At 45.9% G+C, this 14,406-nt stretch carries 16 protein-coding genes; 10 read left to right on the forward strand and 6 right to left on the reverse strand.

From position 1 onward, the window contains the following. Nucleotides 1-125: 125 nt before the first annotated feature. A complete protein-coding gene (locus tag AC3A14_RS02880; RefSeq protein WP_318700288.1) occupies nucleotides 126-1,154 on the reverse strand; it encodes a cysteine hydrolase family protein in 1,029 nt (342 codons plus the stop codon). Between the two features lie 111 nt (nucleotides 1,155-1,265). Here AC3A14_RS02880 and AC3A14_RS02885 point away from each other — a divergent pair, with 111 nt between their 5' ends. From AC3A14_RS02885 to AC3A14_RS02895, 3 genes are all read left to right on the forward strand, one after another. Further along, complete coding sequence (locus tag AC3A14_RS02885; RefSeq protein WP_318736257.1) at nucleotides 1,266-2,210, forward strand: hypothetical protein; 945 nt, start codon at nucleotides 1,266-1,268, stop codon at nucleotides 2,208-2,210. Between the two features lie 174 nt (nucleotides 2,211-2,384). After that, entirely contained in the window at nucleotides 2,385-2,963 is a 579-nt protein-coding gene (locus AC3A14_RS02890; protein ID WP_318736259.1) for a Uma2 family endonuclease, read from the forward strand. Between the two features lie 95 nt (nucleotides 2,964-3,058). Beyond that, complete coding sequence (locus tag AC3A14_RS02895; protein ID WP_318700285.1) at nucleotides 3,059-3,685, forward strand: hypothetical protein; 627 nt, start codon at nucleotides 3,059-3,061, stop codon at nucleotides 3,683-3,685. Nucleotides 3,686-4,104: 419 nt separating this feature from the next. On the opposite strand, the gene AC3A14_RS02900 is transcribed toward AC3A14_RS02895, so the two are convergent. Together AC3A14_RS02900 and ntcA are read right to left on the reverse strand one after the other, a co-directional pair. Continuing rightward, nucleotides 4,105-5,634, reverse strand: coding sequence for a DUF3084 domain-containing protein (locus tag AC3A14_RS02900; protein ID WP_318731539.1), 1,530 nt, complete (start codon nucleotides 5,632-5,634; stop codon nucleotides 4,105-4,107). A 94-nt stretch (nucleotides 5,635-5,728) separates the two neighbouring features. Beyond that, nucleotides 5,729-6,400 carry a global nitrogen regulator NtcA gene (gene ntcA / locus AC3A14_RS02905; protein ID WP_271938669.1) on the reverse strand — a complete coding sequence of 224 codons (672 nt, stop codon included), beginning with the start codon at nucleotides 6,398-6,400 and terminating at the stop codon, nucleotides 5,729-5,731. Nucleotides 6,401-6,739: 339 nt separating this feature from the next. Here ntcA and fabI point away from each other — a divergent pair, with 339 nt between their 5' ends. From fabI to petG, 5 genes are all read left to right on the forward strand, one after another. Continuing rightward, a complete protein-coding gene (gene fabI / locus AC3A14_RS02910; RefSeq protein WP_318700283.1) occupies nucleotides 6,740-7,516 on the forward strand; it encodes an enoyl-ACP reductase FabI in 777 nt (258 codons plus the stop codon). Nucleotides 7,517-7,779: 263 nt separating this feature from the next. Continuing rightward, nucleotides 7,780-8,391, forward strand: a complete 612-nt coding sequence (gene hisB / locus AC3A14_RS02915) for an imidazoleglycerol-phosphate dehydratase HisB (RefSeq protein WP_318700282.1) — start codon at nucleotides 7,780-7,782, stop codon at nucleotides 8,389-8,391. Between the two features lie 102 nt (nucleotides 8,392-8,493). Next, the gene (locus AC3A14_RS02920) at nucleotides 8,494-8,757 is read left to right on the forward strand and encodes a hypothetical protein (protein ID WP_271938660.1); all 264 of its coding nucleotides are present in this window, start codon (nucleotides 8,494-8,496) and stop codon (nucleotides 8,755-8,757) included. An 8-nt stretch (nucleotides 8,758-8,765) separates the two neighbouring features. Further along, entirely contained in the window at nucleotides 8,766-9,929 is a 1,164-nt protein-coding gene (mltA, locus tag AC3A14_RS02925) for a murein transglycosylase A (protein WP_487778906.1), read from the forward strand. Nucleotides 9,930-9,981: 52 nt separating this feature from the next. After that, nucleotides 9,982-10,092: a cytochrome b6-f complex subunit V gene (gene petG / locus AC3A14_RS02930; RefSeq protein WP_271938657.1), complete on the forward strand. Its 111-nt coding sequence runs from the start codon at nucleotides 9,982-9,984 to the stop codon at nucleotides 10,090-10,092. 107 nt (nucleotides 10,093-10,199) lie between these two features. On the opposite strand, the gene AC3A14_RS02935 is transcribed toward petG, so the two are convergent. From AC3A14_RS02935 to AC3A14_RS02945, 3 genes are all read right to left on the reverse strand, one after another. Then, a complete protein-coding gene (locus AC3A14_RS02935; RefSeq protein WP_318701998.1) occupies nucleotides 10,200-10,562 on the reverse strand; it encodes a SpoIIAA family protein in 363 nt (120 codons plus the stop codon). 235 nt (nucleotides 10,563-10,797) lie between these two features. Next, a complete protein-coding gene (locus AC3A14_RS02940) occupies nucleotides 10,798-12,348 on the reverse strand; it encodes an NAD(P)H-quinone oxidoreductase subunit N (RefSeq protein ID WP_318731541.1) in 1,551 nt (516 codons plus the stop codon). 388 nt (nucleotides 12,349-12,736) lie between these two features. Further along, entirely contained in the window at nucleotides 12,737-13,192 is a 456-nt protein-coding gene (locus AC3A14_RS02945) for a regulatory protein RecX (RefSeq protein ID WP_318701992.1), read from the reverse strand. A gap of 122 nt (nucleotides 13,193-13,314) precedes the next feature. Between AC3A14_RS02945 and AC3A14_RS02950 the strand changes: the two genes are divergently transcribed. Together AC3A14_RS02950 and AC3A14_RS02955 are read left to right on the forward strand one after the other, a co-directional pair. After that, on the forward strand, nucleotides 13,315-13,935 hold the full coding sequence (locus AC3A14_RS02950) for a hypothetical protein (RefSeq protein ID WP_318731542.1): 621 nt from the start codon (nucleotides 13,315-13,317) through the stop codon (nucleotides 13,933-13,935). 102 nt (nucleotides 13,936-14,037) lie between these two features. Next, nucleotides 14,038-14,376, forward strand: coding sequence for a P-II family nitrogen regulator (locus AC3A14_RS02955; protein WP_318701994.1), 339 nt, complete (start codon nucleotides 14,038-14,040; stop codon nucleotides 14,374-14,376). The last annotated feature ends 30 nt before the right edge of the window (nucleotides 14,377-14,406 follow it).

The raw sequence follows: 14,406 nt of genomic DNA on the forward strand, positions 1-14,406 counted from the left end.
TCATTGGTGGCCAGTGTGACTTTCTCTTTCCCATACTATCCGGATTTGGTATCATTGGTAATCTGTAAACTATTCTTTGCTTAAAAGTCCCTATGCCCCCATTCCCTGATTCTCCCATGTCCTGCTCACCACTGAGGCCAACTTTCCACCGGTTGAGTAGACATCACCCGATGCATTCCCGCAGCCGCAAATCGTGCAAATGTAGCATTAGCTTGTTCTGTAAAATCGACGGCTCCAGGGACAACCACGGGGGAGGTACAATCTTCCAAAAGATAGACGTTTTGCGCCCATTGGGGATCGTGAGCTAGGATTTCCGTCAGTAAGTCAGAAACTGTCCAAGCGACACAATGACTTTTCGCTTGACCGGCAATAATCAGGCGATCGAAACTGAAGAGGGTATTGAGAAAGGACTCATTTTTAGAAGAGATCGCCTCCCCATTTACTCCTGTTAACACCTCCGCACGCAACACTGAATAATTCTCGGTTAAGGGATGATTGCCCTTTAAATCGAACAAGGTTTGGCTATGGCGCACCAAATTATGGAAAAAAATCGCCTCTTCCACTGAAGAAACCAAGGCATGACCAATGCCTCCTAACATGGAATGATAGGGCCAAACCGTCAGTGGATATTTGCCCTCATCGCTGAGAGTTTGCACATAATGCAAGGCATAGGCTTGTAGAGCTTCTCGATCGCCGCCCATAATAGACTGAGCTACAGCCGGATTCGCTTTCCAATGCCCTTCCCGAACTGCTTCTAAGGTAATGTTAGTTACCGCAGGGGTAGGATGCTCTCCAGCTTCATCGATCCAAAAGAGAGGATGGAAGATTTGCATCGCCGTGTGAGTATCGAGAGTAGGAGCGATCGCCGTCAGAGTTCCCAAGTTGCGATAAATAAACTCACACAAACGTTGGTTATCTTCCACCGCACCCTTTCCTGATGCACCACCAACAAATAACTCAAACTCTGGTAAACAAAAGGTATTTTGCACATCGATCGCCAAGAGACAAACCCGCAGGCGATCGTCAGACGCTGGCAAAATACCCTGCTCTTGCGCCCAATGTCTCGCCCGATCTGCCCGTTCCTGATAAGGGACTCGCCAAACTTCAGAGACTTTATCAGGGTTAAAAAAAGTAGGAATAGGATATTCAACCACGCTCAAAACTCCCAGAACTTAACACCAACTTGATTAAAATTTGGCACTGATCCCCAAATCCTCTTAAAATTCAGCTACACCCTCAAGAGATCTCTAGACCAGAATCCTCATATGACTGATTTCAGTTTAACCGGACTGCTCAGACTTGAACATTTCCCAAACCCGATCGCTTTTATTCCCTTACAACTGGGTATGATTAGCCTGGTGACTAGTTTGGGATTTGCGCTTTCTGCACTGATGTACTTTAAAGCCTATCGCATCGGTCGAGTACCGGTACTGATTAAACCTCAAGGTCGTTCCCAAAAACCGATTGATTTTTTCTGGTATCCGTATAAAGGCACGCCGAAATACAGTCAAGCCTATCAACAAGTGTATTGGGGATCGTTTTGTTTAGTTTCTTCCTTAATGTTACTGGTAGCAGCCGTTTCTCCTACAGCCTATGTGGGAGTGGCGATCCTGGTAATGATTGGGTGTATCGCTACTTTTATTAGCTTTGTACTGTTAAGTTCCGATTTAGCAGAAGTCGTGCTTTGGTCTACTGCCTTAGTCGCTCTACCCTTAGTCTTTATCCTCGTACAGTCTATAACCGGGCCCTCCGGTTTAGCCACATTAGCAGCTTTTATTTCCGGTGGATTAATCAGTATTCCTTTTTCCACCGCAGTCATGAAACGAGTGCGATCGCATCCTCGATTTTGGTGCAGCAGTTGCAAACGACCTTTGCAAACCCTGCACCCTCAAGATTTATTTGCCTATTTAACCGGATCGGAAAAACTAGCTCAAAAACAGGATCGGGTGATGTTTGAAGGTCTGGAATGCCCCTGCTGTAGCGATCCCACGGTTTATTCTGGCATTCATATTCGCGCCTATATCAAACCCCATCAACCCTCTTTACCGCTGCTTCCTCCAGCTCCCTCTACCGATCCGGGATGGAAAGTTTTGCTCAATCGGCTTCAGTACCAAGTGCAAGCTTGGGTGCGATCGCAACTCCCTCCCCCTACTTCTGCTCCCGTCAAGGGGAGAGCGATCGCACCCTCCTCTCGGAAGATAAATTCCTAACGTCAGTTGGGCTAAAGCTATCGCCTCAAAAGACTATAGCGCTTCGCGCTAAATAGGCAATAGGGAATAGCTTGTATTGCTTAGGGTCTAAGGCTTCAAGCTATACTTCATAGAAGAGAGAATCACTATAATAATAAATTACAGTAACTTGACGATACGAAGCATTGATATGACATGATTACCGCAAAACCCATTACCTTAAACCTAAAAACCGTTCATTTAAGTGATGAACAATTCTATCAACTCTGCCAAACCAACGAACAATATCAACTCGAACAAACAGCCCAAGGAGAACTTCTGATTATGTCTCCCGTTGGTAGCATCAATGGCAACCGAGAATCTGACTTAAACGGCCATGTTTGGTTATGGAATCGTCAAACTCAACTAGGGAAAGTCTTTAGCTCCTCCACCGTTTTTATCTTGCCCAATGGTGGCAAACGCTCCCCCGATGTCGCTTGGATAGCCAACGATCTCTGGGAAACCCTAACCTTAGAAGAACAAGAACAATTCGCTCCAATCTGTCCTGATTTTGTCATAGAATTGCGCTCTCGCACTGATTCCTTGACTCAACTGCAAGAGAAAATGCAGGAATACTTAGATGCTGGCTTAAAACTGGGTTGGCTTATCGACCCTCAAAACCAACAAGTCCAAATCTATCGCCCCAATCAACCCATAGAAACCGTGGGGTTACCCAGTATACTATCAGGAGAAACGATTCTACCTGAATTCACCCTAGAACTAGCCCGATTCTAAACCCTAAGTTCTGAGCTTTTCGTTACCCAGCATGGTCACTCTCAAAAAAAAGTGGCGATCGCACCGTACTATTCATTATTTTATGATCTCATGTCATGTCTTATCGTGAATTCACCTTAGCAAAAGTAAAACAAGACTTTGGCTTAATTACATTCGAGCAAAGCGATATTTTTGCTGAATCTCCAGAATTGACAGCGAGCGATCTACTGATCGATATTTTAAATTATAATCAGCCGATTGCCTTGGGCAGCAATAGCGAAAAAGCCCGTTCTGAATTAATTATTTCACCAATATTAGTAGATCTACGCCGGCAGCTAAAGGAGAAAATCAATCTGTTTTCTGGAGTTGATTTTACGGTGGATGATGCGCGAGGTCTCAATGGTATTTGCGACTTTATTATTACCCAATCTCCAGAGCTTCTAATTGTTACAACACCAGTTATTATTGTGGTGGAAGCGAAGAAAGAAAATATTAATGCAGGTTTAGGTCAATGTGCAGCAGCAATGGTAGCTGCTCAAATGTTTAATGCAACCCATGAATTAAGTCTAGAAGATTCGGCTGACTATATTAATACGATTTACGGTGCAGTAACGACGGGTAGTATTTGGCAATTCTTGAAATTAGATGAAAAACAACTGAGTATTGATTTAAGTGAGTATTATCTTAAAGATGTGAATAAAATTTTAGGTATTTTAGCAAGTGGTATTGCAGATGGGAATTGAATTATAGTTGATTCAATTAACACTGAGACACTCTAAGAGTGTCTACAATGACGGTATATGTAGGGGCGAAAAATTTTTCGCCCCTACAAAAATGTCTCACTGTTATTTGAATTGACTATATCTTAACTTACAGCGCTTTGCGCTGTAACGGAGTACAGTATCATTGAGATCAGTCATTGCGAATGGAACGAAGTGGAATGAAGCAATCGCAAAATCCCCAAATCTTGGCGATTGCTTCCCTGCGGTCGCAATGACAACTCGAATCTATGATCAACAATGTACCTCATAGCAGCGCTTCGCGCTGTATACAGCATTTTTCGATGTTATGTGGTACACTTTTATCCCCCTAACGCCCCTTTCCAAAGGGGATTTTTCTTACTGTCCCTCTCCAGTTTCTTCTATAGAGGGATCGGCAGGCCCTACGGAGCAGACAGAGAGGATGTACGAAATACTTCTTCATTGCCAGCAAAAGCAACTAAATCAATCTGTAGCGGGCCTGCAGTATAGGTAGTTTCCAAGGCGATCGCTTGAATCGAGATTTGTGTCGGGTTTTCTTGAATTTTCTGCACAAAATCTATCAATGTCTCTGGTGAGCCATCTCCCACTTGTAAGCGGCTTTCTAAAATCCCGCCTCGACGGGCCCGAAAGCGACAAGACTCAATTAAAATTCCGATTTGTTCGAGTAATTCTTCTTCATTCATCGTTGCGCCATTTGCTCTTCCTGTGGCAATCACTTCTCCAGCCTCAAAAACCACTTGGTTTAATGCCACATCTGCAAAAAATTCCACATTCGATTCTCCGCGAATATAGTTGCCTGCGGATAACAGCCTGACTACATATTCTTGACCATCGGAAATTTGTTCTTGTAACTGTTCAACTTGTTCTGGAGTAACTTGAATGACCTGCTCATTTAGCTCTCCTGTTCCCGGTTTCACCTGTTCTCTAGCAAATTGATTGGCAATTTCCAATAACCGATTGACCGCTTGCACGGAACCTCGATCCTCAAGCACTTCTACCACCGCAGAAGCCAGAATTTGTCCTCGAAGTAAGGCTAAATTCCCTTGTCGTAAATCTTGGTAATCTTGGTAATATTGCTCAAAAATTCTCACTTGTCGCTCTAAGTATTTTTGTTGTTTTTCCAGTTCCTTTAATCGCCCCTCCCGCTCTTCAATCACTTGATTGCGATCCTCAATTTCCTTATTTTGATTCTCAATTTCCCGATCGCGCTCGGCAATTAGCTCATTGCGCTCGGCAATTTCTGCATCCCGTTGAGCAATTTGAGACCGAACCTCATCGCGCTGACGAATAAGTTCTTGCCGCTCTTCTCTTAATTGATCCAATTCCGATCGTAGAGTTTCAGTTTGAACCGTGACTTTTTGCAGTCGATCTTGGGCGAGTTGAAATTTACCCATGATTTCCTGCAACTGGCCTTGGGTTTGCTCAAAATTATCTTGAATGTCTCGTAACTGGCCTTGGGTTTGCTCAAAGTTATTTTGAACTTCTTTTAACTGAGCTTGGGTTTTTTTCAGATTATCTTCCGTTGCCAACTTCTGAGTAATAATGGTCTGCAAACTAGCATTGAGATTATCTAAATTCTGCTCTACTAATTCCCGTTCTGCTCGTGCCTGAGCTAAGTCAATTTCAATTTGTGCCTTTTGAGCTTCAGTAGACTGGAGGTCTCGACGGGCTTGACGGAGTTTACGCTGGGTTTCATCATACTCAAAAATGCCTCGGCGCAAGGGCTGACTCATGGCGAACAGAATCCCTAGGGTGGATCCAGAAATCAAGGTTCCCGTAACAATCGTGACTAAAATGGCAGTTTGTCGGGGGCGAAGTTTAAACAAACTTAACCTGGCTTTACCCACTTTTGTACCTAGGCGATCGCCTAGGGTAGCGAGTAAACCCCCTAAAAATAAAATCGAGACAATCAGAATAATGCCAATAGTCATGGGTAGCTAGAAACGATCCAAGATTCAGATATAGCCTAGCCCATTGTTGTCAAAGCGATCGCCCAAAATACTAGAATTCATCCCTGAGTTCAATTTAAGCAAACTGTTGACTCAAAACTACCGGATTATGTACCGTAATCTTCTTCTTATGGATAGAAATCATTTTTTCGGCCCGTAAATCACCAAGCAAACGGGTTACTGTTACTCGCGTAGAACCGATCGCCTCGGCGATCGCTTGGTGAGACAGTTTCAGATCGATGGTAATCCCATCCTCCGCAGGAATGCCAAAATCTCGGCACAAAATTAACAAAAAACTCACCAGTCGCGATCCCATATCCCGGTGGGCCAAAGTCTCAATCATCATCTCCGTTTGTAAGATCCGAGAAGAAAGACCTTGTAGCATCACCATCGACAGATCTGGATTTTGTCGAATCGTCTTCTCTACCCGATCGATAGGCAGGGAAAGCAATTCCACTGGAGTAAACGCCACAGCATGGTAAAACCGATCTGAGCGATGGCCCGTAATCAAGGACAACACCCCAAAGACACTATTTTCCCGGAGCAGAGCCACGGTAATTTCTTCTCCAGCTTCATAAACCCTAGAGAGTTTAACCGCCCCTTTGAGCAGAAAATAAACCCGCTCGGCTGGATCGCCCGGAAAAAAGATCGTTTTACCACGCTCAAAGCTTTCCACCACTGGGGGAAAACCACCGCCACTGATTTGGCGAAACATAGCCGCTAGGGGTTTGTCATCACTGAGTATCATATTGCCTTACTTCTAATGTGTGACTGTGCGATCGCGATAGCATTGCGGAGCAATCTCGCTCTCCAACCAAGTGATCTGGTGAGCAGTCTATCACCTTCCACTATTGGCCTTAAAAGAAATTTAACGGAGTTTTTAACTAAAGCCGCTCTCTTCGTCAGGGATAGATAGGTATGAGTTTAACGAATCTGCGCCGGTTCGTGGAAAATTCGATGCAAAAAAATCTCTTCAACCCAGATCGGGCCGTCAGTCTGTATGAGATGATGCCAATAGACCCGACAAAGGAGCATTCTGCACCAAGGTGGGGTATCTCAGCTAGATTTTATCGACGATCAAACCATCATGCTCAACTTAACTGGAAAAAACGCGCTGATTTTGGGAGTTGCCAATAACCGCTCCATCGCTTGGGGAATTACGCAACAACTGCATCAAGCTGGAGCTAACTTAGGAATTACCTATTTGCCTGACGAAAAAGACCGCTACCGTAAAAAAGTTGAAGATTTAGTTTCGCCCCTCAATCCGAGTCTATTTCTGCCCTGTGATGTACAGAATGACGCTCAGGTGGCCGAGATGTTCGAGACGGTGAAAAAGGAATGGGGACATCTGGATATTCTGATTCATTCTTTAGCATTTGCGGGTAAAGACGAACTCAGTGGAGAGTTTAGCGACACGACACGGTCTGGTTTTCTCAAAGCGCTGGAAATTAGTACCTATTCTTTAACTCAGTTATGCGCTCAGGCTAAGTCCTGTATGGCTGAAGGCGGTTCTATTGTCACCCTGAGTTATTTGGGAGGAGTGAAGGTGATCCCCAATTACAATGTTATGGGTATCGCCAAATCCGGTTTAGAAATGAGTGTGCGCTATTTGGCTGCTGAGTTAGGGCCCCAAAATATTCGCGTCAATGCCATTTCTTCTGGCCCCATTCGCACCTTAGCTTCTTCAGCCGTTGGCGGCATTTTGGACATGATTAAGCATGTGGAAGCAATTGCTCCTCTCCGACGCACGGTGACGCAAACGGAAGTCGGAAATACAGCCGCTTTTCTCTGTAGCGATCTGGCAAGTGGAATTACAGGACAGGTTATTTATGTCGATGCCGGATATGAAATCATGGGCATGTGATGAGAGTTAATAGTTCATAGTTAGTAGATGTGTGTAGGTTGAGTTCGCTACGCTCCAGGCTAATGAACCCAACTTACACATGACAGAACTAGCATTATTTGGCTCGGTCTTGCGAGAAGATTTCGATCGCGATCGCAGCAGGAACATGGTTTACGGATAAAGATCAATCCTAGCTTGGTTTCCTAATTTGCCAGCACGTTTCCTGTCCGCGATCGCCCAAAGAACTGTATCATTGACTCATGTAGACGGAAATTCAGAGAACGATGGAAATCAGTGATAATGCGACCCATCGCACAGCTTCGGTTCATCGAATAACTGGGGAAACGGATGTTACAGTATGGTTGGATTTGGATGGTCAGGGCAAATGTAGTGCCAAAACGGGAATACCGTTTCTCGACCATATGCTGCATCAAATCTCATCCCATGGACTGATTGACCTAGAAGTAGAAGCTCAGGGAGATTGGGAGATTGACGATCATCATACCAATGAAGATGTGGGCATTACCCTCGGTCAAGCCTTGGCGAAAGCATTAGGAGATCGCAAGGGGATCGTCCGCTTTGGTCATTTTATTGCCCCTCTCGATGAAGCCCTCGTTCAAGTTTCCCTCGACTTTTCGGGACGACCCCATCTGAGTTACGGTTTATCTCTTCCCACAGAACGAGTGGGAACCTATGATACCCAACTGGTGCGCGAGTTCTTTGTTGCGGTGGTCAACCATTCCCAAATGACCCTCCATATCCGTCAACTCGATGGCATCAACTCCCATCATATTATTGAAGCTACCTTTAAGGCTTTTGCCCGTTCCATGAGAAAGGCTCTGGAAATCGATCCTCGGCGAGCGAGTACAATTCCCAGCTCTAAGGGCGTATTGTAGTCGAAAGGGATAATTATTCATTCACCGAATCGCCAAATCGTGATTTTAGTGCGATCGCGTCTCATAATAGTGTCTGGTGAGTTATTTTGAAATCCTACAATCATGCCTAGAACTCCAGATGAATATGCCGTCCATTTACTCATGAGTGGAGGCCACCGAGAAGTTGTACGCTTTCCGACCATTAAAGACTTTCAGAAGTGGTACGCTGCCGAAGTAGTGCAGAAAAGAGACAGTGATGAGTTTGTCAGTGTACCCATGAAAACGACAGAAGGGGAATACATGGTCATTCGACCTAATAGCATCCTAGCAATCCGGGTAGAACCGGTGTATACCAGCAGTATAGATCGAACTCCTATGGATGATTAACAGTCTCTATGAAACCCCTCGTCACCTCCCTAATTTTAGCGGCTGGACTCAGTTGGATGCCTCCACTTTGGGGGCAGACTCCCTTACCCTCCCCTGCCGGTGATGTACTAGAAGTCACCCAGAGCGTAGAGAGTAATCTAGGTTGGGACGATCGCCTGTTTGGCCCTTCTGGAGATAAGCGATCGCTCTTGAGGGCCATTGATTATAGTTTGCAGTATTTGCAAACCCCTAAGGCGATCGAAGACTATACCCAATTAAACCATCCAGAAATTACCCGCGATCGCGTCCGTCGGTCTTTGATTCGCTTTCGCCAGCTTCTGGTGGCTTCCCGCAGCGAGGCAGAACTCCAGAGAGCAGTAAAGCGCGAGTTTACCTGGTATCAGTCCGTGGGCAATGATGGCAAAGGAACCGTCGGGTTTACCGGCTATTTTGAACCCACCTACGCCGGAAGTCTCACCCGAACCGCCGAATATCGGTATCCCCTTTATGCTCGTCCCAGCGACTTTGAAGACTGGAGTAAACCCCATCCTACTCGTGGCGAACTCGAAGGAGAAAATGGCCTAGGGTGGCAAAGTCCCCTGAGAGGAACAGAAATTGTTTGGCTTGGCGATCGCCTGGAAGCCTTTTTAGTCCATGTTCAGGGTTCTGCTCAGATCCAACTCCCCAATGGCCAGGTCATGACCGTCGGGTATGCTGGGAAAACCGATCATCCCTATACCAGTATTGGCAAAGAATTGGTGAATGCCGGCCTATTTTCCCTAGAGTCGTTGACGCTACCGAAACTCATCGACTATTTCCACCAGTTCCCCGAACAGATGAACGAGTATTTACCCCGCAATCAAAGTTTTATCTTTTTTAAGGAAACCCAGGGACAAGCGGCGACCGGAAATTTAAGCGTTCCGGTAACAGCTTGGCGATCTATTGCCACCGATAAATCAATTATGCCTCCAGGCGCTCTAGCTCTCATTCATGCTCCCCTTCCCGAACCCAATGCACTCGGACATCTAGAACCCACTCTAGTGAGTCGGTTTGTCCTCGATCAAGATACCGGAAGTGCCATTAAAGGAGCTGGACGGGTGGATGTATTTATGGGGACAGGACGCGAAGCCGGCGATCGGGCTGGGTTAACCAACTCCAACGGAGAGCTTTATTACCTGCTCCTGAAGCGATAGGATAGAAAACACACCATTATCATCACACTCTTAACAAGGAGAACATAAACCCATGGTAGAACCCCTAATTTCCGGTATCGTGCTGGGCTTAATTCCCATTACTCTCGCTGGCTTGTTTGTAGCTGCCTATCTCCAATACAAACGAGGTAATCAACTCGGTTAGATCCAGATAAGCGTCATAGACATCTCCTAAAACCCCGGTAGGGTTACAGCCTAATTTTAGGAGATGTCTAATAAATAGGGCATTGTAGCGACCTTTGAGCTGCCTTGTCACTCCTTGAGAATCCACTGACGCGCTTGTTCTTGTTCGGACAAACCAAAACAGGTCACTTCTAAGGAAGGAAACAAGCGGCGAGCTAAAGGCAGTAAAGACTGAATCCACTTAGCATCACAAACCACAGCTTTTTTATCAAAATCCTTGAAGTGATTAAAGCCAATTTTCAAATCTTCTAGCAAGGCATCAGGGGTAATCCATCCCAATTGCTTGACTTCCACATAGGCTTGCAAACGGGGAGAGTGTTGCAGTTTCTCTTCAATCGCTTGACTGATTTTTTCGATGTCCTCGCGCTCAATTTTACCTTCAATACTCACCGCAACGACTGAAGGACGATCCAAAGCAATTAACGTAAGCATCACCAGGTTCCTCCCATGCTGGGTCTCTTCCCTAAGTATAGCAACTTTGACTCGGCAATGAAAAACCGCCTCCTCCTAAGGGGAAGCGGCTAGTTCTAGGATAAGGTTATCATACAGCAGTTTGGACAGGTATGTGGTAGATGGCGATCCCCCCCAACCCCTATTCTCGACTCTGAAATGGATGAACACGGGGATGCATAAAGGGGGTATCATGACCGCACCAAGTGCTGTAATCCTAATCTGTAATATCTAACTGGGCAATGGATTCAACCGCAGGGGTGGAAGCTTGCAACAGGGGAGTATTGATGACCGCATCATTCGCTAGAGTAAATAATGGATTGGAGAAAATACCACCTAGGGAAGTTACTAATAGGGAAACAATTAAACCGACTTGCAATGGACGTAATCCGGGGATATTCCATTGAATTTCGGGATAATTTTCTACAGATTCCGACATTTCATGGGGTTCTTTAACCACCATCATTTTGACAACGCGGATATAGTAGTAAATGGAAACAACACTGGTGATTAATCCGAGTAAGACAAGGGTATACAAACCGGCTTGCCAACCTGCCCAGAAGAGATAAATTTTGCCGAAGAAACCAACTAGAGGAGGAATACCACCGAGAGATAATAGGCACAGGCTTAATCCGAGGGTGACTAGGGGATCTTTTTGGTATAAACCGGCATATTCACTAATTTGATCGGTTCCGGTTCGCAGAGAGAATAGGATCACGCAAGTAAAGCCGCCCAGGTTCATGAAGAGGTAAACCAGGAGATAGAAAATCATGCTGGCATATCCGGCTTCAGTTCCGGCGAGGAACCCAATCATCACAAAACCCGCTTGAGCGATGGAGGAGTAGGCTAACAGCCGTTTCATGCTGGTTTGGGCGAGGGCGACAACGTTTCCTAAGACGAGGCTGAAGATGGCAAGGGCGGTAAAGACAAAGTGCCATTGCTCGGAGACGGAGGGGAAAGCGGTGACGAGGAGGCGAATGGCGAGGGCAAAGCCAGCCGCTTTTGAGCCAACGGAGAGAAAGGCAACGACGGGGGTGGGGGAGCCTTCATAAACATCGGGAGTCCATTGGTGGAAGGGGACGGCGGAGATTTTGAAGGCGATACCGGCGATAATGAAGACGAGGGCAATGACAAGACCGATCGCCGGACTGTTGGGATTTTGCGCAAAGCTTTTGGCAATTTCCCCTAATTGGGTTTCTCCACCGGATAAGCCATAGAGTAAGGAACTCCCATAAAGAAATACGGCAGAACTTGAGGCTCCAATTAACAGATATTTTAAGGCCGCTTCATTGGAGCGGGGGTCACGTTTCATATATCCCGTCAGCAAATAGGACGCAATACTGAGGGTTTCTAGGGAGACGAAGATCGTGACTAATTCATCTGCTCCAGAGAGGAACATCCCCCCAATGGTAGCGGTGAGCAGAATCATCAGAAATTCGCCTAAAGCGGTTCCTGTTTCTTGGACGTAGGTGATGGACATGAGGATGGTGAGCGCCGCAGAGAGGGCAATCGTGCCCCGAAAGACCATACTTAGGGCATCACTGTTAAATCCGCCAAAGAAGGCGACTGGGTTGGTGAGGTCCCATTGGAGAACGAGAGCGCCAATGGAGGCTAACAATCCGGCGATCGCGATATAGGGAGTCCAGTTTGAGGCGTTGCGCCCACCGATTAGGTCTGTAATCACTACGACCAATAAGGTTAGAATAACAATTCCCTCTGGTAATATGGCTCCAGCATTAAGCTGGGCAGCAAGGTTGGTAACATCCATAGGTTGTTTTGAGTTGAGCTATGCATCTGGCGACGTAACATTTCCGCATTATACAGCGCTTCGTGCTAGGGAAAAGGCAAAGGGAAAGCCTTAGAAATCAATTGTTCTGGATATATCGGTGTGGGTTTGGCTGCCTATTGCTCGCAGTATGGATGGGAAAAATGCCAGTAGTTTTGCAATTGCTCTAGATTGGGCGATCTAAATTTTGGGTCTAGAACTCGGACAAAGGGCGATCTCTCTACATCGGTGACCACTCTTGAAGCCTTGAAGAAAAAAAAAGTCCTAAGGATCGTTACCCCCAGGACTCTCAAACCTTTATTCTGGGATCTAGTATAACAGGTCTGTCAATCAATTGGATTTTGACTTGACCCATGTTACTCTTTACTCTTTAATGGATTCTTTCTCGCCAATAAGCCAAGACTTCAGTTGCATTAAATCCACGATATTGCAAATAGCGGTAGACTTTGGCTTGGGTTTGAGGATCGAGGTTAGCCCAATCAGTAATTTTATATTTGCGTTCTACCTTAGTTTGTAAGTCTTGGGTTTCGGCTAAAGTGTCTGGGGGTTCGGGTTGTTCATCCCAAGCCTGTTCAAAGGTTTCTGAGGAAATACCTTTGCTTAAGCATTTGCGACGAAGGGCAGCTTTACCATATTTTCCTTTGCCGCTTTGAATCAGGGTACTGGCTAATCGACGATCGGATTGATACCCTAAACTCTGTAAGTGGGCGATTGTCTCCGCAATTTCCTCAAGGGAAAAGCCCTTTTCCTGAGCCTTCTTTTCCAGTTCTTTAACGCTATAATCGCGGCGCGAAAGGAGAAGATTGAAGTAAGTCTGACAAGTCATAGTGGCACAAAAGTAGAGAAAGAAAGGGTTGAAAATTAATCGATCCAGGGTATAAGGCTCAGTTCTTGACGAATCCGACCGATTATTGCTCTAATAACAAGTACGATCCTCGGTAAAAGCTTATGACTTCTTTACCTTATACACCTCCTCCCCGAAAGCCGGCAAAGCCTTCTGAATCCACGCAGAGCCAAACCGCCAGCCCAATGGCTTCTCAGAAGTATTCGCCATCTGTACCGATTTCAGTGTATCGGGATTTAGCCAGTGAGGTGAAAGAAAAGCAAGTAATGCTGGAGAGTCTAAAACAACAGAATCAACAACTGATTCAACAAAATCAACAGTTACGGGGAGAAATTGAGCAGTTGGTTAGATCGGTGGTACGTCTGCAACAGATTGCCCATGCCTATGAGCCAAGTATACCGGTTGCGCCCCCTCCCCCAGCTCCTCAAGAAGCCTTTATCCCGGAACCGAAGTTTACGCCAGAGCCGAAAGTGGATTCAACTCTTCCACCCCCACCAGAACCCGAAGATCGTGATTCTCCTGTTGATTTACCTCCGCCTCCAGAGGATTTACCGTTGTTTAGTGAGGAGCAGCAACGCCCCTATCCCCATCCTAGCGCTCCAGAACGCTCATCGGATCTCAATGGTGTGGGTTTGGCGATCGCCATCTTTGCTATTGCGGGTATGGCTGCAACAGCAAGCTTTCTGATTGTGCGTCCCTTGATTCACCAAGGCAATCCGAAGTAAATTTCGTAAAATAGGTAACAAAATTCTATTGCCAACGGGTGATAGTAAAATGCAGTCCTAGTCCAGTCTATTTGATTAACGAACCCTTAAGGAGTTAAAACGTTGAAAAAAATTCAAGCAATTATCCGTCCATTCAAACTGGATGAAGTTAAAATTGCCTTAGTCAATGCTGGTATCGTGGGGATGACGGTTTCTGAAGTTCGGGGTTTCGGACGGCAGAAGGGTCAAACCGAGCGCTATCGGGGTTCTGAATACACGGTTGAGTTTCTGCAAAAACTCTCGTTAGAAGTGGTGGTTGAGGATGCTCAAGTGGATATTGTCGTTGATAAGATCATCAGCGCTGCTCGTACAGGTGAAATCGGAGACGGAAAAATCTTTATTTCTCCTGTGGAAAGGGTGGTTCGGATCAGAACGGGAGAGTCTAATTTAGAGGCAATCTAAGCTCTAATCTCAGAGAGTAACCGCAGTTGG

It is taken from the genome of Roseofilum sp. (assembly GCF_982964205.1).

Coding starts and splice junctions, on each gene's coding strand:
- AC3A14_RS02885 (WP_318736257.1), top strand. CDS start 1,266: ATGACTGATTTCAGTTTAACCGGACTGCTCAGACTTGAACATTTCCCA.
- AC3A14_RS02890 (WP_318736259.1), top strand. CDS start 2,385: ATGATTACCGCAAAACCCATTACCTTAAACCTAAAAACCGTTCATTTA.
- AC3A14_RS02895 (WP_318700285.1), top strand. CDS start 3,059: ATGTCTTATCGTGAATTCACCTTAGCAAAAGTAAAACAAGACTTTGGC.
- AC3A14_RS02900 (WP_318731539.1), bottom strand. CDS start 5,634: ATGACTATTGGCATTATTCTGATTGTCTCGATTTTATTTTTAGGGGGT.
- ntcA (WP_271938669.1), bottom strand. CDS start 6,400: ATGATACTCAGTGATGACAAACCCCTAGCGGCTATGTTTCGCCAAATC.
- fabI (WP_318700283.1), top strand. CDS start 6,740: ATGCTCAACTTAACTGGAAAAAACGCGCTGATTTTGGGAGTTGCCAAT.
- hisB (WP_318700282.1), top strand. CDS start 7,780: ATGGAAATCAGTGATAATGCGACCCATCGCACAGCTTCGGTTCATCGA.
- AC3A14_RS02920 (WP_271938660.1), top strand. CDS start 8,494: ATGCCTAGAACTCCAGATGAATATGCCGTCCATTTACTCATGAGTGGA.
- mltA (WP_487778906.1), top strand. CDS start 8,766: ATGAAACCCCTCGTCACCTCCCTAATTTTAGCGGCTGGACTCAGTTGG.
- petG (WP_271938657.1), top strand. CDS start 9,982: ATGGTAGAACCCCTAATTTCCGGTATCGTGCTGGGCTTAATTCCCATT.
- AC3A14_RS02935 (WP_318701998.1), bottom strand. CDS start 10,562: ATGCTTACGTTAATTGCTTTGGATCGTCCTTCAGTCGTTGCGGTGAGT.
- AC3A14_RS02940 (WP_318731541.1), bottom strand. CDS start 12,348: ATGGATGTTACCAACCTTGCTGCCCAGCTTAATGCTGGAGCCATATTA.
- AC3A14_RS02945 (WP_318701992.1), bottom strand. CDS start 13,192: ATGACTTGTCAGACTTACTTCAATCTTCTCCTTTCGCGCCGCGATTAT.
- AC3A14_RS02950 (WP_318731542.1), top strand. CDS start 13,315: ATGACTTCTTTACCTTATACACCTCCTCCCCGAAAGCCGGCAAAGCCT.